We start from the raw sequence: 16,653 nt of genomic DNA on the forward strand, positions 1-16,653 counted from the left end.
ATTAAAGGCCCTATTATCTAGGACCTAGAGTCTTAAATAAGACCCATGTCCTTACCAACTTCGATGAACGCATCAATTGCACGATCTAGCTGCTCACGAGAATGCGCTGCTGACATTTGAGTACGGATACGCGCTTGGCCTTTTGGTACCACAGGGAATGAGAAGCCGATTACGTAGATGCCTTTCTCTAGTGCTCGTTCAGCAAATTCTGCTGCCACTTTCGCATCACCTAACATGATTGGAATGATCGCATGGTCAGCGCCGCCCATTGTGAAACCAGCAGCTTCCATACGTGCGCGGAAGTGTGCTGCGTTTTCCCATAGACGGTCACGTAGGTCACCGCTCTCTTCTAGTAGATCTAGAACGCGGATAGAAGCGCTTACGATTGCTGGTGCAACAGAGTTAGAGAATAGGTATGGACGAGAACGCTGACGTAGCCAGTCGATCACTTCCGCTTTACCTGATGTGTAACCGCCTGAAGCGCCACCCATTGCTTTACCTAGCGTACCTGTAATGATGTCGATACGGTCAACCACATTGTGGTATTCGTGCGTACCTGCACCCGTTTTACCCATGAAGCCAACCGCGTGAGAGTCATCAACCATGGTCAGTGCGCCGTATTTTTCAGCTAGGTCACAAATAGCCGGAAGGTTCGCCACTACGCCATCCATTGAAAACACACCGTCAGTAACGATAAGAATGTGGCGTGCGCCCGCTTCTTTCGCAGCAATCAGTTGTTGCTCTAGCTCTTCCATGTTGTTATTTGAGTAACGGAAGCGCATTGCTTTACATAGACGAACACCGTCGATGATTGACGCGTGGTTTAGTGCGTCTGAAATAATTGCGTCTTCTTTACCGAGAATGGTTTCAAACAGACCTGCGTTTGCATCGAAGCAAGAGGTGTAAAGAATCGTATCTTCTTTACCTAGGAACTTAGACAGCTTCTGCTCAAGCTCTTTGTGGATGTCTTGAGTACCACAGATGAAACGTACTGAAGCCATACCAAAGCCGTGTTCGTCCATACCCGCTTTACCCGCTTCAATTAGCGCAGGATGGTTAGCAAGACCAAGGTAGTTGTTTGCACAGAAGTTTAATACTTCTTCACCGGTAGAGATTTTAACAGCCGCTTGCTGCTGAGACGTGATTACGCGCTCTGATTTGTAAAGACCTTCAGCCTTCACTTCTTCAATTTGCTGCTGAATCTGTTGGTAGAATGCAGAAGACATTTGAAATTCCTTCCTGGTTATTTTGGCGAGTATTTACTCGTTTAGAATTAGGTTGAGCCTTTATGTGACGGGCATCACAGGCTATCACTCATCAATTAATTGTAGTGTAATTCAAGGAAGGAAGAAGGATTATCCCTTAAGGTGGAAAAGCATTAATGAATTCAAGGCACGAATTCAATTAATGCTTTCCTATAATATTGTAATAAAAGGAGTTATCGCCCAGTTGGTTGTTTAAGTAGTGCTTCAAAGTCTTTGGCTGGTAACGGGCGGCTATAGTGGAAACCTTGCCCGAACTCACAGTTTAAGTCTTTTAGATAATCGACATGACGCTGTTCTTCAATGCCTTCAGCGACAATCTTAAGGTTCAGCGCTTTCGCCATTGCAATGATCACGTTGACGAGCTCACGATCGGAGTCGTTTTCGAACATATTTTGCATAAAGCTGCGATCAATCTTAAGGCGATCGAACGGAAATTTCTGTAAGTAACTCAACGCAGAATAGCCAGTACCAAAGTCATCGATGGTAAGCTTAGTGCCTAACGCTCTTAAGTTATTGAGCATGTCTAATAGCTCTGAGTCGTGGTTAAAGAGAAGGCTCTCTGTCACCTCAATATCGAACTTATCTGATGGAAGACCAGACTCCTCAAGGCTCTTCTTAATAAACGCAAGTAAGCGATCACAATACCTAAATTGAACACTGGAGAAATTCACAGAAACAAACAGCGGCGTCAGATTTTGCCATTGCGCCGCTTGGCGGCACGCTTGCTGGATAGCGAATTCACCAATTTGATGAATCAAGCCATTTTTCTCAGCAATAGAGATAAATTCTTCAGGATTTACGAATCCGTACTTCTCATCATTCCAACGCATTAACGCTTCTGCGCCAACAATTTTACCACTGCGCAGCTCAATAATAGGTTGATAATACAACTCTAGTAATTGGCTGGAGATGGCATTTCTTAGTCGATTTTCCAAATCCAAATAGCGTTGCAAGTCTTGGTTCATATTGTGGTTATAAAAACAGAAGGCATCGCGTCCATCTTGCTTCACGCGATACATCGCCATGTCAGCACAGGCGAGTAGCTGCTCGGCGTTATCTCCATCATCCGGAAATACGGACATTCCGACGCTGCTACTCAAGAAGAATTCATGGTTGTTCCATACAAATGGATCGTTAAACGCCGAAAGCACGCTTGAAGCAACGCGCTTCGCGGTGTCGTTGTCAGGCAAGTCAGGAATCACTAATAAAAACTCATCCCCACCAATTCTCGCCAGTAAGTCTGTTTTTCTCGCGACTTGATGCAGTCGTTGAGCACTAAGTTTAAGGATCTCGTCGCCAACAAAGTGACCCATTGAATCGTTAATCTGCTTAAAGTGGTCTAAATCAATAAACATGACCAATACTTTTGAACCACTACGTGACGCTCTAATCAACTCCAAAGCCAGTCTCTCAGAACCGTAGCTGCGATTAGGCAAGTTAGTCAACGTATCGTATTTAGCTTGGAAGGCGAGTTCTTTTTCAGACGCTTTTCGGCGTTCAATTTCGTTAGTTAGTTTTTGGTTCTGTTGAGAAAGAATGTCTTTTCGCTTTTTCTCTTCTTCAAGTTTAATTTTCAATTCAATTCTATTATTGTTTGTAATGAACGCATAACACAGCGCAATAACAACCATAACAGCAAGAATACTCAAACCGAGAATGAAGATCCGTGATGTGAAAATATCTCGCTCACTCAAAGGCTCAAACCAAGCCATAAGTTTGAAGTGATGTTTTTCAACAGGCACTTCAAAATATATCTTTCCATCAACGGCTTCAGATATTAAATAATTCTCATCTTTATTATGAGAAGACGTTTTATTTATTGTATCCCATACGACCATCTCAACGTCTTTTATTTTGAGCACCATCCGGCTATAACTGTCTTCGTGCTCTTGATTAGTGAGCTGATCAATAACAATGTTTTTATTGAGATCTGCAATTAGAAAGGCAACTGGCTTTCCAGAGAACTTGACCTGCTTAATGACTTGAATACGCACGTCGTCGTTATATCGAGTTGCACAAACCTCTTCGGGATGCCCATGTTGAGTCATTAAAGTTTGGATATCCACCTTCTGCTCTGTGTTGTCTTCAGAGCCCGTCGTGACAATCGTTGTGCCATCACTACCTACCAGTGTGAGCTTTTTATAGATTTGGCTGCTATTAATTAACTTACCATCTATCTTTTCATCGAAACGACGCTTCAAGTTAATTAAACTCGCTCCTAATCCGTACTCCATTGACATGCCAGAGGCTAAATTAGCAAAGAATGTTTGTACTGTTTTATCTGTAGATAAATTATCAACATCCTCACTGGCAATGGTAAATAAATTATCGAGTGTGCTTGCGTAGCTTTTTACTTTTAAACCGAGTTCCCTATGTTGGGATTCTTTTAATTTATTTTGCCCCAAACTTGTCACAACAATAAGCATAGCTAAATAAATAGAGACTAATATTGCGCTTATTGCAATAAATTTTTTACTGGATATTTTTTTAACGGCCTTTTTCATCGGGTTTTCTTACTATCTTCTATGAAGTAATCGTTATAAAAGTAGTAAATAGATGGATAGTATTTTTTTACTAATTTTTCGTAGGTTCCATCTTTCTTTATTGAATCTAAATAACGATCAAATGCTTTGCGTAATTCCGGCGAGTTTTTCCGGAATGCAACAGCCATTTTCTGATTTTCGGATACTGGACCAATGACTTTTATTTCACCTGGCCATTTTTCTAATGCAATTAACGTATCGGCGACGTCTAGTAATGTGCTTTCCGCATCATTTTTCATTATCGCTGGCACCATCTCATTCAGAAGACGAGCCCCATCAGGCAGTATAACTTTTGCGCCTGTGTCATATAAGTCATAAAGGTTAGGGTCCAAGCAAGAGTGCTCCAACGCCAACACTTCGCGACCATGAATAAGCTGCTTGACGGTTTTTACATCTTCATCAACCGACCCACTGGGTTTAATCGGACTCAGCGTGGAATCTGTTCTGGAAACTAACCAAACGCCTGACGGGAAGTAATCTTGTGAAAAGTCTAAAACTTCAGAACGCCAGTCAAGAATGGTAACGCCATTTGCGATCAAGTCCCCCTCGATTGGAACACTTTCTCCCACGACGGCTTGCTTATTATGGTATTGAACATCTTGGCCCGTCAGCTTACCGACCATATCGCTCCACTGAGCTGGAACATATTGGTACTTAACGCCCAACGACTTGGCAAAGCCTTTTACTATCTCTACATCTAAGCCAGTCAAGGTTTCCACTTCACCTTGTTCAATATAAGAAACGAAGTTAGCGTACGGCACACCAATATGGCGCAACACTCCGCGATCACGGATCTGTTGTAAGTCGTCTGACCAAGCGGAAGAGGACATAACAGAGGCCGCCATAAGCGCCATCGCCGCTAAAGTTCTTTTGAATGTTTTGACTGACATAATAATATCCTTACCTTTCACAAAGCGCCCAATCATGGGCGCTTGAGTGATAAACAACGATGTTAGAACGACGAGTAATACAAATTCGTCATCGCCACCACGAGCCCTTCAACATCCTGCTCGTCATGGAACAAGTGCGTGGAGATACGGAGTGCGTAAGTATCAAAGTCATCATCTTTATGCAGCTTAAAGCTGGTTGTTCGAATGATGTAGCCATATTCTTCACGTAGACGATCTCTGAATTCAGTCAATATGTCTTCATTCGTCACATCAGAGAATGGGTTAACTGTGGTTAAGCCACTCGTTAAACCTTCCACGTTTGGTGAGTACATTTGGGCTTGTGGCAAGTACTCTTGAAGTAAGGTTTTACACAAACTACCAAGACTTAGAACACGTTCCTCAATGCGGTCACGGCCAATCTCATCCCACATTTTACAGCTATCAACTAACGCTTGTTTAGCAGGATAGTTGTCGTTCCCGATGTACTGCATCTGTAATTGTTTGCCTAAGTAATCCGCATGAGAAAGTGAAGAGTTGATCAACCACAACGGGTTTTCACGATCACTCCAATACTCATTCAAGCGATTGGCGTTATCACGTACGTACAAAATACCGGTTGCGCCAGGACCACACTGCCATTTGTGGCCAGAACCTGCATAGAAATCACAGTCCATATCATGGAAATCGAGGTCAAACATACCGACAGTATGCGCTCCATCTACAAGCGTAGGCACACCATATTCTTTCGCTAGAGCACAAATGGCTTTGGCTGGTAACGCCGTTCCCGTTTTATAGGTGATATGAGAGAACATGATGAGGCGAACGTTTTGATGCGCATCAAGCGCGTCGCGGAAAGCTTGGATGTAATCTTGTTCAGAAACGTCTTCAGTACCGGTAAATACTGGTAGTTGAATTTCAACAACATCGACGCCAAAACGATGTTTTGCGACATTCATCGGTGATGTTGCAGCCATATGCTCATGGTGCGTCGTTAAAATCACATCACCTGGTTCAAAGTGTAAGCCGTTAATGATCGAACATAGACCATCAGTAGTATTGCGGCTGAGAATGATTTCTTCTGGGTTAGCACCAAAGCCAGGCGCTACTTCTTGAACCATCTCAGAGACATAAGGCCAAGAGCCAAATTTGCCCTTCATATCCCAAGGATATTTAGCCACCAACTTGTTGTTATGCTCGTAATCTTGAAGAACTTGTCTTGGCATAGAACCCGTTGTGCCAATGTTCATGTAAGTCGTACGTTTATCCAAAACGAACTGTCGTTGCACTTTACGCCAAAAGCGCTTATCGTGTTTTCTACCTAGCCCGCGGCTGCTCCAATCAATTTTCTGTCCTCGTGCTTGAACTGCGCCCGAGAAAGCGGAAGCACTCACACCAGCAACAACAGCTCCTGTTGCGCCTTTCAGAAAATTACGGCGGCTGCTATTAGTCTGAATAGATTCCTTGTCTTTCATCTTTTTCAATCCTTGTCGGAAATTAGCCATATTATTAATTTTAAGTGCGTAACTATCTGTTACTAAAACATTATTACCCATTAAAACCAGAGTTTAATTTTTTCCTCTGCCATTAAGTGACTTTAGTTCCAATTTTTTATCTTATTTGATGATATAAGCAACAGTTTGACCACAAACCTATAAACAACCATATTCACATTAAAATATTCATTAAATTGATTATTTTTTATAGAAGACAATTCCGACAACTTCTTTATAAAACAATTATGAGCTTTGTTATAAAGTCATTAAAAATTTAACTTTGCGTTAATTTAAAAATATTCAGGCTATTTTTTGATTGACGTCTATTCTTTTTATATCTGAACAAACTCAATATGTTAAGTCTTAATAATGGAGAGCTGATTTCGCAGATAGATACCAGTTTAAGACCATAGAGTGAGACACATCACTCTCTGACATAAACCCACCGCTCAACAGACATAAGGAAGAGAAGTTTTCACTAATATGTGCTTGAGCGTACAACCAAAAAGAAGGAAGTCCCATGTTAAAAGGATTGCTATGCATTTCAGTTGCTGCCACTCTCGTAGCCGCTCCTAACGTACTTGCGCAGACTGTAGCGATGACCGATCTCAACAGCAAGAAGAGCGCTGGCACCATTGAGATTTCACAAAGTGACTATGGCGTGGTATTTATGCCTCAGTTATCAGGTTTGTCATCAGGGGTACACGGTTTCCATGTTCACACCAATCCATCGTGCGATAGCGCGGAGAAGAATGGCAAAACCGTCCTTGGCGGTGCAGCAGGTGGTCATTATGACCCCAGCAACACAGGGAAACATGGCTACCCTTGGACCGATGACAATCACTTAGGCGACCTGCCTCCACTCTACGTGGACATGGATGGCAATGCTAATCAGCCCGTTGTCGCGCCTCGCCTAAAATTATCAGATTTAAAAGGCCGAGCATTAATGATTCATGCTGGTGGTGACAATCATTCCGACCATCCTGCTAAATTAGGCGGCGGCGGTGCGCGCGTTGTATGTGGCGTTATTAAGTAGTCATTCGATAAGCCAAATTCGCGCTTCTCCTCAAGTAGCGAGAAGTGCGAATTTTTGTTGATACTCAGTGTCAGTCTCACACGTCTCTAAGTAGCTGTGGTGCAACATTAAAATTGACTGCACTATCTTTGTACCAATTCCTAATGCGCCCCCGACGGCATCTTTATCAATTCGATTGACAAAAGTGAACAGGATTCGCGACTTATCTTCACTCAAATGCGCTTGGCAATGCACTTCCGAACCGAGTGGGCTGTGGCGCAACGCATTTTCAAGCAGGTTCAATACCAACCGCTCTAAGAGTCCTTTGTCACCCACAGTTTGGATCTCGCTATCCATATCCACTTTCAACACCACTTCTTTACGAGAAAGCTGGCTCTGCATCATCTCGGCACATTCTGCCATCAACGCGCCAAGATCCACGGGGCGGTACTCGTAGTTTGGCATTGGGGCTTCTTTACGGGCAGCGTCTAATAAAGAATGCAATTGAGTTGAGAGCTTCTCACAATTTCGGAACGCGACATCAATCAAAGGATCAGATTCCGGATGTTTCAAACGCCACGTTTCCAAATAACCAAGCACACTCGATAACGGCGTTTTTAAATCATGACTGAGCTGCAACAAGCTCTGACGACGATGAGAAGACTGATACTCCAACTGTAAAAACTGCTGCTGAATGTGCTTCGCCATCATCTGATAAGAGTGCGCAATCGGCACGAGCTCCGGCACTTGGTGAGTAAAGTCAGGTTGCAGGTGAAAATCATGTTCGGCTTGCTGTTGAAGTTGCTTGGTCACACGCTCAATCGGGTTCAATAGGCTACGTTTGACCAGCACATAAGCCCCGAGAGCAAAGCCTAAAATGGACACTAAGACCAATCCTGCCAGCGCGATGTAAGGGGTATCGACTTGCGCATTGGCAATGGCGTCATGTCGGGTACTGCCAATCACCACATAGAGATAACCGACCGTAGAGCCTAATTCCTTTATCGCCGCAACAGAAAACACTTTGTGTTCACCGCGATTACGAGGATCTTCGCCTAAGATGGGAAGCGGTTCGTTGTTTAAGAATTGCTGAATGGGGTTCAGATCCACCGAATCCATAAGCTTTGCCCCATCTGGCGCAGCATGAGTGGTGATATTGCCTTGGCTATCGAGGAAATAGATTTCAAAATCAGGGCCGATCAACATAAGGGTATGAAAGATCGACTTGAGCGCTTTAGGGTTGTAATCCGTACCAATCATCAGCGGATTATCATCGCGCATGTGGCTGGCTAGCTCTTTATGCAGGCTTTGCTTAGTGCGTAACTCGATGGTTTCTTTTTGCCAATTGTAAGTCAGTGCAATCACCACCGCCGCGAGGCAGAACCACAAGCTGGTAAATACTACCAAGCGAGATTTGAAGCTCATCCTATCGCCTCCTTAAACAGCGGTGTTTTTGAAACACCCGTGATGATTGAAAAATGACGGTGAAAACAACTGCCGACTTACTGTCTTGGCTTGATATTTTGACTTGCTTTTTTGCATTAGTGTCTTGGTTGAAACTTATACCCAACGCCCCACACGGTTTGGATGAAGTGATGATCTGAATCAGACAAAGACAATTTGCTGCGTAAACGGTTAATGGTGCTACACACCGTGTGGTGATAACCAGAATGACTGGTGTTCCATACGTGATCGAGCAATTCATCTTTACTGTAGACTCTGCCCGGACGAGTCGCGAGAAACTGCAGCAAAGTAAACTCTGTCGCGGTAAGAGTGACATCCTTGTCGTTTAGGGATACTTGGTGCAACTCCGGAATGATTCTTAGCGGACCAAAATCCATCGCTTCGTCGAGGGCTTCATTTGCTACTTTGGCCTCTGCGGTTTGACTGACTCGGCGCAGCACGTTACGTACTCGCGCTTGGAACTCTAATACGCTAAATGGCTTAGTGATGTAGTCATCCACTCCCGCTTCTAAACCGTCAACCTTGTCCATTTCACCGTCTCTTGCTGTCAACATAAGCACTGGGATCCAATCTTGTTGCTGACGCAAATAATGGCAGATGTCTAGGCCATCACCATCTGGTAAACCTCGGTCAAGGATCAATAAATCAAAGGGGTGTTGCTGATATTGCGCTTTAGCATCGGCGACATTTGTTGCTCGCGACACTTGGTGTCCTTGAAACTTAAGATGCATCTGAACCAGTTCTGCCAAATCATCGTCGTCTTCCACCAGTAAAATCTTCGCCGATAAATAGCTAGCTTGTCGTTCCATGATCCTTTCCCTAACTTACGTAAAACCACTCTGCACATGACCGGAACAAACTAACATTTCTTTCATATCACCAAGTGCTCCCTTACTGCTATATTCAGCGAGTATCACCTTAGGTAATAAAAAGGTTCCGATGACGCCATGAGGGATAAAGCGCTCGGCTACAAGCGCTTTGGAAAGGAGACGTCATCGGAGCCTGTGTTACTCGACTCGAGTGATGGTGACTTTCGCACCTGGATTCAAGAAACGATGGTTCGCAGAAAGTGCTGAGTTTGCTAATCCATCATCGTGGCTAACAACACCGGCATGGAATGCAACAACGTCACTGCTGTCATTACGAGCGGCATTGAAGCCCTCACCGCCACCTGCTGGGCCCGGAATGGTTGCGGCAAGTTCATCGTTCAGTTCCGTGCCAGAATCCCAAACGTTCATGCTCATTTCATAGCTTTCACCCACTGCGAGCGATTTGAGCGATAGCCCCGTTTCGCCAACAAAGGCATCGTTGGTATTCACGAACATAGACGCCACAGACAAGTAACCGTAACGACTTGGGTCAACCGTGATAGTGACTTCGTCCGATGCACCCGGCAACACCAATCCATTGCCCGAAATACCTTGGTAAACACTGTCATTGCTGTTCATCAACTCAATCAGCTCAGCGTTACTACCGCCTTCGGCAAGGTGCTCAAGTTCAACAGATGCGGCTTGTCCAATTTCAAACAATTGGTAGTCACCATTGTGAGTGAGTACAGCGAGCGGAGACATTGGTTGATTCGCAGTCAAGTTCGCCACGTTGACGGTGTAGCGGTACGATTTCACTACGTCGTTATCATCATCGCTTGGACAACCGGCGAGTAAGCCGACTGAAGCTGCTACTAGTAAGATTCTGACTTTCATACATCCCCCTTACTTCACAACGATTGTGATGGTTGCGACTGGGTTTAACCAACGATGGCTGCTGCTGTCTAGGTCACTGATGCCGCCAGTTGGGTCGCTATCACCAAGGTTACCCGGATGCACGTGGACTTTATCGTTAGTTACCGTTGCTTCAACGCCTGTGCCGCCAGTACCAAAGGTAATGAAAGGTGGGTTTGGCATGCTAGACGCAAGCTCATCGTTCGCTTCTGTACCAGCATCGTAACTTCTTAGCGTTGCTCGGTATGTACCCGCTTCCGTTGGAATCTTCCAGCTATCTAGACCGACGAAACCGTCATTGGTTGGCAGCAGCATCGCGCTCAAAGAAAGATAACCGTGGTCGCCACTGTCCAAGGTGAAGGTGGTTGCAACACCCGGATTCAAAATGCCACCAGCAGGATTCTCAACCACCGCACCACCAGCGTTACCAATCACACTAGCAAGACCAGAGATATCACCGCCTTCTGCCATTGCTTCTAGTTCTGGCGTTGCTGCTTGACCCGTTCTGAACATTTGAAGCTCAGAACCATGTGCGGCAACAATAAGAGGCGTAAAGTAGATGCCTTTGGTTGCGTTTGTCACGGTGATTTCCAATTCCGCCGCATTCACTGATGCAGAGCCTAGCGCCATAGCGACTGAAGTCATGACGAGTCCGAGTTGGGTACGTTTTTTCATTGTGATTCCATCCTTTAATGAGGGTTGAACTACCCAAGCCCATGTGTACGGCTTTACTTCTTTGTTCGTGACTTGAGTAGGTTAAGCATTACGTTTCGAACGTTTTGCGTTCTTGCCTCTAAGAATGACGAGCAAATCTATCAGCAACTTCATCGAATTCTCATAAAATTCTCACAAGTTCTGTACGAATTCTGTCAGCAGCACTTTTTTACTCTTAATCAGCTATTTACACTTCGCGCTTTCCCCTCCTACAATGCGGTATTCCCTGTTTAAATCACGATTCTCACCATGATTCATAACGTTCTGTCTGCCTACTATGGCGAAATCTACGGCATCGCTTTTTTCAACCACTACTTGAACCATTACGCCCAAAGTGAACAACAAACGCTGTGGCAAACCTTGATTGAAGTGGAAAAGCTCACCGCAGAAAAGCTCAAACCTGTACTGCTGACAAATGGCATGGATATCGAAAGTCGACACCAAGAGATGCTGGATAAAGGCTTGGCAGATGCAACCAAGTGGATTGGTTTGCCATGGCAAGAGTTGATGGCGACTCTTCTGAAATGGGTAGAACCTTATGAGGTCAAGTATCGAGAGTGGCATGAAGAAGTGAAAGCTTCACAGCAGTATTCAATCGCTGAACGAGAAGCTATCGAGTTGATTGCAGACCACGAAACGGCCATTTATCACTGTTGGCAGCAATACCATACTGGTGAATCTGGCTTGCCTGCACTCAATGCATTTTTGGCAAAATATCGTTAAAGCGAGACGGTGACACTTGAACCTCGTGAAACCGTACCAGACAATATCGTTATTCCGCTGCGCAGAACTGAACAATTATGGTTAATCCAAAACTCATTGCCCTACTTCCTGATCTTGCTTCGTTTATCTTAGTGGTAAACGAAGGCAGTTTTACCGCTGCAGCCAAACAACTCGGCGTGACGCCATCGGCTTTAAGTAAGTTGATCACCCGACTAGAGCAAGCGCTCTCGGTCAAATTGTTTGAGCGTACGACTCGTAAGTTGATCATCACTCAAGCTGGACAAAAGGTTTACGACCAAAGCATCGCAATGGTGAATGCCGCGCAGCAAGCCGTTGAGCTATCTGCGGAAGATCATGCCGAGCCAACAGGCGCACTCACAGTGGCCGCCCCTGAAGCGTTTCTTAATTCGGTGCTTCAGCCATTTGTGTTGCCATTCCTAGAGCGTTATCCAAATATTCAGCTTAAGCTGCGTGCAGCAGATGGTGAGATTGATCTTTTCCGCCAAGGTATTGATGTCGCCTTTAAGCTCACCGACAAACCCGATGAGAATCTGGTACTCAAAGAGATCAGCAAGACCAATCTCGTTTTATGTGCTTCTCCAGATTACCTCACCAAACACGGTATGCCTGAGCATCCGACTGAACTTGAGCAGCACGACTGCATTTACCTTGCCGAGAACGACAAAGACAACATCTGGTCGTTCTTTAAAGAGGAAGCGTTCCACTCCATTGCAGTGAGTGGCCGTTATGCCGTCAACCATTCACAAATGCGCTTAAATGGCGTTAAGTCTGGCTTGGGAATTGGGATCTTCCATGACTTCGTGATCAAAGACGCGTTAGAGCAAGGAGAAGTGGTAGAGGTGCTACCGGACTGGATGATCAAGAGTAACTACCACGGCGCTATCGCGATGCAGTATGCGCAAACCAAATACATGCCTGCTCGTCTGCGCGTGTTTATCGACTTCGTTAAGGAGCATTTAGTCTCCGAGGACACTAACCATGTTTGAAGAGGCTAACCATGTTTAATGCCATTCATCACGTCGCGATCATTTGCAGTGATTATCCAAGGTCAAAACGCTTTTACACCGAATTGTTAGGGCTAAAAGTCATTGCTGAAAATTATCGTAAAGCCAGAGACTCGTACAAACTTGACCTTGCTCTGCCTGACGGTAGCCAAGTTGAATTGTTTAGCTTTCCGGACGCACCAGAGAGACCGAGCTTTCCTGAAGCTCAGGGGTTACGCCACCTTGCTTTTCAAGTGGATGATGTCGAGCATGTTAAAGAATATTTAGAGGCGAGAGAAATTGAGGTAGAGCCCATTCGCATCGATGAATTTACAGGCAAAGCGTTTACCTTTTTCAAAGATCCAGATGGCTTGCCGCTAGAAGTTTATCAACGCTAACTTTGGTGGAGCACGAGGAACTGGCGTTTCAAATCGTACACTTAGAGCCAAAAAAGTGTAGCTTTCAGAAATGACCAAGCTCAGTTGTGGAAGTATTGGTGTAGTTGGAAGTGAATCATGATGAAAGGTCGAGAAGTGGCTAAAAGGACAAGGTTTGCCTTTATGGCTGACGGCATTGTCACTTTCTTCGATTTGAACCAATTCAAAACCGTTAAGCGTACATAGCGTCGCCCACACACCCATGCTGTTACCATGAGCATTGATAACAGGCATCAGGGTCACTAGCACCCAACTTAGAGCACTAGCAAATAGCATGGAGCGATAAAAAGGAATTAATCTACGCATAACGGTGACTTAACAAATTTAATTCAGCGTAACTAATTCTGAGTGCTAGCTCAAAAACAGGATCAATAAGTGGTTGCCACCTCACAGCTTTTCTTCAATAACGCAATTGACAGACACAAAAAAGCCCACCAAAACGGCAGGCTATTTTCATATTCTATTGTCAGCTTTTATCGCGATTAGCCGAACAGCTTACTCCAAATACTTGGGTTACGCTTGTCGTGGTATTCTTCACGTAGGCTATCAATTTCACGTAATTGTGCTTTCGCGTCTTGCAGGTTACCAGCGTCTAAGTCTGCTTCAATCTTGTCTAACGTTACCGTTAGTTTATTAAAGCCTTCTAAGTAGGTATCGAATTTCTCTGGTGGATAGTTACCGCGCTTAGATTGCTCGACGATTGCTTGCAAGCTATCAATTGCAGACTTCATGGTTTCAACATCCGACGCTTCTGCCGCCTGTTTGAATTCCATCTTCATCTGCTTCATGTTTTGTTTTAAATCAACCGCTTCCGCCATTGCGTATGTTGAGCCAAACGCAATCGCACACCCTAGGACTAAAGGACGTAACATTTTCACTTCTCCATTTATAGTGCCGAATTCTGTGTCGGCTTTATTTACCCAAATAACCCTCGCCATAAAAGGCGACAAACTAGCTTAGTTGAGTAGTTCCGGGTCGCAGTGTAAAGCAATCTTACGCCAGGTGCATACCTAAAATGTAATCAAGTTTATGCGTTGCGAATGTCGTCATACTCTGGAATTGGCTTACGGCCTCTCAAAGCTAAGAAAGACAAAAACTGCTGAGCGGTGTGAGTAATCACTTTTTTGCTATCGATACCCACTTTATCCATTAGCTCTCCAACCAAATCCAGATTACCAACATCATGACAGAAATGCGCATCACTTCCCGTTGTGAAGAAGACACCGAGATCTTTACCGATTTGTGCAATCTCGTGGCAACGGTCTACGCTACCCACTCGGCTATTCCCTTTTAGCGTGGTGTTATTGATTTCAATCGCAACATTATGCTCTTTCGCGCACGTTAAAACGGCCTGAAAATCAAAGTCGAAATTTGGATTCCCAAGATGGCCAAGCGCATCAATACGACCGCTTTGAATCACATTAATGAGCGCTTCCGTATGAGTTTCTTTGTTTGCAGGACGAAAAACAGGTTCATGGAAACTTGCAATAACCCAATCTAGGTTACGATCGACACTCAGCGGAATATCGATGTCGCCTTCGGTATTAAGAATGTTGGATTCCACACCCCGAATGATCGCGATACCGTCTAAAAATCGAGGCAGGATTTTTTGGTTGGAGAAAAACCAGTAATGCGGCGCGCCCGGCATTGATTCCGCGTGATCAGTCGTACAGAACATATCCAAGCCGTTCTCTTTCGCCAATTTTGCATTTTCAATCAAGGTGCTGTACGCATGACCACTGGCGTACGTATGTGTATGGGTATCAACTTTAAATTCCATCATCCACTCTCTTAGGTGCGCTATCTTGCGTGCTATTGTATACCTACACGTGACGTACCGTCAGCCCAAGATGAGTATCAGACTTAAGCTTGCTCCTCACTGATGGCTTTTATTAGGGGCAACGCTTTTTCCCATCCGTGATTAAACATAGAAACAAAGTCGCTGTGCGTATGAATGGTGACATTGAGTAACAAACGATCACTGTTGGTGTCGATCTGATAGATCTCTCGTGATCCAATCCATTTAGATGCTAAATCTCCATCCAATTGCTGCCTATTATCCGGATTAAAAATGGCAATGTGATGAAATTCAAGATGCTGTTGCGGTTGCACGATATCGATAGTCGCTCGCGTTCCGCCCATATCGGGATCAAAAAAAGTGATGTCTTGCCCTTCTTCCCATATCCCATCAAATTGAGACTGGGGTGAGAAAGCCTGTGCCCAGCGTTTGTATAACTCAGCATCGGTTAGCACTTCCCACACCCGTTGCGGTGTAGCTGAAATCTCAACGTAATAATTTAGCGTAAGCATTATTTCTCTCCCTGAACCTTTCTTGACGCTAGTTCATTGTCAGAAAAAATCAAACCTCACCTCTGATTTGCCTTACTTAATCCTCTATTTTCCGACAGGCTAAGAAGTTCTCGCTTGTAACCTACCACCACGATGCGCCGTAAAGCGAACCCAACATGTGTTCAGTATGGTTGCGAGCACAATTAAACTCATCCCGATAATTTGGCTTTGACTCATTCGGTCATCGAAAAACACACTCTGCCAAACCGCGGTGAACAGTAGGTTAGTAAAAATAAGTGGTGCAAGTTGAGAGCCGCTGCTTGCCAGTTGATACGCTTTGGAGCGGAAAACTTGGGTGTTAATGATCATCAGGGACATCACACCGAGCCACAGCATATTAGAAGAAACAGTAGATTCCATCACATTGGCTTTGAGGAAAACATCGATGTCGTTAAACAACGTTAGCGGTAACAGAAATACGGCAGCAAACCCAAACGCCCAAAAGTTGATTTCTAATGGCGACATATCAGTTTTACTCACTTTATATAGCGTAAGCTGAGAGCCGGAATTGAAGAGTCCACCAGCTAGACCGAGTAATAAATCCGAACGCCAAGTAAACTCCCCACCAACTCCCGCCAACATAACCACTCCAGTAAACGCCATTGCTAAAGCCGCCAATGTTGAAACGCGAATGTGGCCTCCCATAAACAGCTTTTCAACCAAAGGAATAAATAATGGGCCAGTGGCAAACAATACCACCCCTTCTACCAGCGTTAACGTTTGTAGTGACGCGATGAAACACAACTGTGACAAGCCGATACAGAAGGCGCGAAGCAAAATCGGTTTTAACGTCCCAGCTTTAGGAAAGGTAAGATTTTTGAAACGAAGTAAGACAAGCAAAATAAGTGCAGGAGCCAAAAAGCGTAAGAAACTAAACAGTGTGACGGAAAGTTCACCTGTCAACTGCTTTGCTAACAACCCAGTAACAGATAAGCTTAACGTAGACATCAGCATGAAAAGGATAGATTTATTTACTGCATTCATTCGATACTCCTTAATATATGGAGTATTTTATGAGATATCACTTATTGTAAA

General features: G+C 44.5%; 17 protein-coding genes. 4 read left to right on the top strand and 13 right to left on the bottom strand.

Annotated features, from left to right (window positions below):
• Positions 1-32: 32 nt before the first annotated feature.
• The 4 genes from F7Y48_RS14710 to F7Y48_RS14725 form a co-directional block, all read right to left on the bottom strand.
• Complete coding sequence (locus F7Y48_RS14710; protein WP_005394869.1) at positions 33-1,226, bottom strand: glycine C-acetyltransferase; 1,194 nt, start codon at positions 1,224-1,226, stop codon at positions 33-35.
• A gap of 212 nt (positions 1,227-1,438) precedes the next feature.
• Positions 1,439-3,769 carry a bifunctional diguanylate cyclase/phosphodiesterase gene (locus F7Y48_RS14715; RefSeq protein ID WP_316684958.1) on the bottom strand — a complete coding sequence of 777 codons (2,331 nt, stop codon included), beginning with the start codon at positions 3,767-3,769 and terminating at the stop codon, positions 1,439-1,441.
• The gene (locus tag F7Y48_RS14720) at positions 3,766-4,698 is read right to left on the bottom strand and encodes a transporter substrate-binding domain-containing protein (RefSeq protein WP_005394865.1); all 933 of its coding nucleotides are present in this window, start codon (positions 4,696-4,698) and stop codon (positions 3,766-3,768) included. Before F7Y48_RS14720 ends, F7Y48_RS14715 begins: the two co-directional genes overlap by 4 nt.
• Before the next feature lie 62 nt (positions 4,699-4,760).
• On the bottom strand, positions 4,761-6,170 hold the full coding sequence (locus tag F7Y48_RS14725; RefSeq protein WP_316684959.1) for an aminotransferase class V-fold PLP-dependent enzyme: 1,410 nt from the start codon (positions 6,168-6,170) through the stop codon (positions 4,761-4,763).
• 541 nt (positions 6,171-6,711) lie between these two features.
• Between F7Y48_RS14725 and F7Y48_RS14730 the strand changes: the two genes are divergently transcribed.
• Positions 6,712-7,227, top strand: coding sequence for a superoxide dismutase family protein (locus tag F7Y48_RS14730; RefSeq protein WP_005394862.1), 516 nt, complete (start codon positions 6,712-6,714; stop codon positions 7,225-7,227).
• A gap of 30 nt (positions 7,228-7,257) precedes the next feature.
• Here the strand turns inward: F7Y48_RS14730 and F7Y48_RS14735 are convergent, their stop codons facing one another.
• The 4 genes from F7Y48_RS14735 to F7Y48_RS14750 form a co-directional block, all read right to left on the bottom strand.
• Positions 7,258-8,631: a HAMP domain-containing sensor histidine kinase gene (locus F7Y48_RS14735; RefSeq protein WP_316684960.1), complete on the bottom strand. Its 1,374-nt coding sequence runs from the start codon at positions 8,629-8,631 to the stop codon at positions 7,258-7,260.
• Between the two features lie 116 nt (positions 8,632-8,747).
• Complete coding sequence (locus F7Y48_RS14740) at positions 8,748-9,479, bottom strand: response regulator transcription factor (protein WP_048625388.1); 732 nt, start codon at positions 9,477-9,479, stop codon at positions 8,748-8,750.
• 198 nt (positions 9,480-9,677) lie between these two features.
• Positions 9,678-10,373, bottom strand: coding sequence for a spondin domain-containing protein (locus F7Y48_RS14745; RefSeq protein ID WP_114322784.1), 696 nt, complete (start codon positions 10,371-10,373; stop codon positions 9,678-9,680).
• 9 nt (positions 10,374-10,382) lie between these two features.
• On the bottom strand, positions 10,383-11,066 hold the full coding sequence (locus F7Y48_RS14750; RefSeq protein ID WP_085342552.1) for a spondin domain-containing protein: 684 nt from the start codon (positions 11,064-11,066) through the stop codon (positions 10,383-10,385).
• 288 nt (positions 11,067-11,354) lie between these two features.
• Between F7Y48_RS14750 and F7Y48_RS14755 the strand changes: the two genes are divergently transcribed.
• The 3 genes from F7Y48_RS14755 to F7Y48_RS14765 all read left to right on the top strand — a co-directional run bounded on the left by F7Y48_RS14755 (position 11,355) and on the right by F7Y48_RS14765 (position 13,230).
• Positions 11,355-11,828 (top strand): hypothetical protein, encoded by a 474-nt coding sequence (locus tag F7Y48_RS14755; RefSeq protein ID WP_316684961.1) that lies wholly within the window; start codon positions 11,355-11,357, stop codon positions 11,826-11,828.
• Between the two features lie 77 nt (positions 11,829-11,905).
• On the top strand, positions 11,906-12,835 hold the full coding sequence (locus F7Y48_RS14760) for a LysR family transcriptional regulator (protein WP_124008081.1): 930 nt from the start codon (positions 11,906-11,908) through the stop codon (positions 12,833-12,835).
• An 11-nt stretch (positions 12,836-12,846) separates the two neighbouring features.
• Positions 12,847-13,230: a VOC family protein gene (locus F7Y48_RS14765; protein WP_237284445.1), complete on the top strand. Its 384-nt coding sequence runs from the start codon at positions 12,847-12,849 to the stop codon at positions 13,228-13,230.
• Here F7Y48_RS14765 and F7Y48_RS14770 read toward each other — a convergent pair.
• The 5 genes from F7Y48_RS14770 to F7Y48_RS14790 all read right to left on the bottom strand — a co-directional run bounded on the left by F7Y48_RS14770 (position 13,210) and on the right by F7Y48_RS14790 (position 16,602).
• Positions 13,210-13,575, bottom strand: a complete 366-nt coding sequence (locus tag F7Y48_RS14770; protein ID WP_080619260.1) for a hypothetical protein — start codon at positions 13,573-13,575, stop codon at positions 13,210-13,212. The two genes, F7Y48_RS14765 and F7Y48_RS14770, sit on opposite strands and share 21 nt — an antisense overlap.
• Before the next feature lie 176 nt (positions 13,576-13,751).
• A complete protein-coding gene (locus F7Y48_RS14775; RefSeq protein ID WP_005394852.1) occupies positions 13,752-14,141 on the bottom strand; it encodes a cytochrome b562 in 390 nt (129 codons plus the stop codon).
• Between the two features lie 155 nt (positions 14,142-14,296).
• Positions 14,297-15,049: a phosphatase gene (locus tag F7Y48_RS14780; RefSeq protein ID WP_181869490.1), complete on the bottom strand. Its 753-nt coding sequence runs from the start codon at positions 15,047-15,049 to the stop codon at positions 14,297-14,299.
• An 83-nt stretch (positions 15,050-15,132) separates the two neighbouring features.
• Complete coding sequence (locus F7Y48_RS14785) at positions 15,133-15,579, bottom strand: SRPBCC family protein (protein WP_048625393.1); 447 nt, start codon at positions 15,577-15,579, stop codon at positions 15,133-15,135.
• A gap of 99 nt (positions 15,580-15,678) precedes the next feature.
• The gene (locus tag F7Y48_RS14790; RefSeq protein ID WP_182035994.1) at positions 15,679-16,602 is read right to left on the bottom strand and encodes a DMT family transporter; all 924 of its coding nucleotides are present in this window, start codon (positions 16,600-16,602) and stop codon (positions 15,679-15,681) included.
• Positions 16,603-16,653 lie beyond the last annotated feature (51 nt).

Origin of the sequence: Vibrio sp. 2-1-2a, from assembly GCF_032648565.1 — a bacterium.
Classification (GTDB): Bacteria; Pseudomonadota; Gammaproteobacteria; order Enterobacterales; family Vibrionaceae; genus Vibrio; species Vibrio diabolicus.

Coding starts and splice junctions, on each gene's coding strand:
- F7Y48_RS14710 (WP_005394869.1), bottom strand. CDS start 1,226: ATGTCTTCTGCATTCTACCAACAGATTCAGCAGCAAATTGAAGAAGTG.
- F7Y48_RS14715 (WP_316684958.1), bottom strand. CDS start 3,769: ATGAAAAAGGCCGTTAAAAAAATATCCAGTAAAAAATTTATTGCAATA.
- F7Y48_RS14720 (WP_005394865.1), bottom strand. CDS start 4,698: ATGTCAGTCAAAACATTCAAAAGAACTTTAGCGGCGATGGCGCTTATG.
- F7Y48_RS14725 (WP_316684959.1), bottom strand. CDS start 6,170: ATGAAAGACAAGGAATCTATTCAGACTAATAGCAGCCGCCGTAATTTT.
- F7Y48_RS14730 (WP_005394862.1), top strand. CDS start 6,712: ATGTTAAAAGGATTGCTATGCATTTCAGTTGCTGCCACTCTCGTAGCC.
- F7Y48_RS14735 (WP_316684960.1), bottom strand. CDS start 8,631: ATGAGCTTCAAATCTCGCTTGGTAGTATTTACCAGCTTGTGGTTCTGC.
- F7Y48_RS14740 (WP_048625388.1), bottom strand. CDS start 9,479: ATGGAACGACAAGCTAGCTATTTATCGGCGAAGATTTTACTGGTGGAA.
- F7Y48_RS14745 (WP_114322784.1), bottom strand. CDS start 10,373: ATGAAAGTCAGAATCTTACTAGTAGCAGCTTCAGTCGGCTTACTCGCC.
- F7Y48_RS14750 (WP_085342552.1), bottom strand. CDS start 11,066: ATGAAAAAACGTACCCAACTCGGACTCGTCATGACTTCAGTCGCTATG.
- F7Y48_RS14755 (WP_316684961.1), top strand. CDS start 11,355: ATGATTCATAACGTTCTGTCTGCCTACTATGGCGAAATCTACGGCATC.
- F7Y48_RS14760 (WP_124008081.1), top strand. CDS start 11,906: ATGGTTAATCCAAAACTCATTGCCCTACTTCCTGATCTTGCTTCGTTT.
- F7Y48_RS14765 (WP_237284445.1), top strand. CDS start 12,847: ATGTTTAATGCCATTCATCACGTCGCGATCATTTGCAGTGATTATCCA.
- F7Y48_RS14770 (WP_080619260.1), bottom strand. CDS start 13,575: ATGCGTAGATTAATTCCTTTTTATCGCTCCATGCTATTTGCTAGTGCT.
- F7Y48_RS14775 (WP_005394852.1), bottom strand. CDS start 14,141: ATGTTACGTCCTTTAGTCCTAGGGTGTGCGATTGCGTTTGGCTCAACA.
- F7Y48_RS14780 (WP_181869490.1), bottom strand. CDS start 15,049: ATGGAATTTAAAGTTGATACCCATACACATACGTACGCCAGTGGTCAT.
- F7Y48_RS14785 (WP_048625393.1), bottom strand. CDS start 15,579: ATGCTTACGCTAAATTATTACGTTGAGATTTCAGCTACACCGCAACGG.
- F7Y48_RS14790 (WP_182035994.1), bottom strand. CDS start 16,602: ATGAATGCAGTAAATAAATCTATCCTTTTCATGCTGATGTCTACGTTA.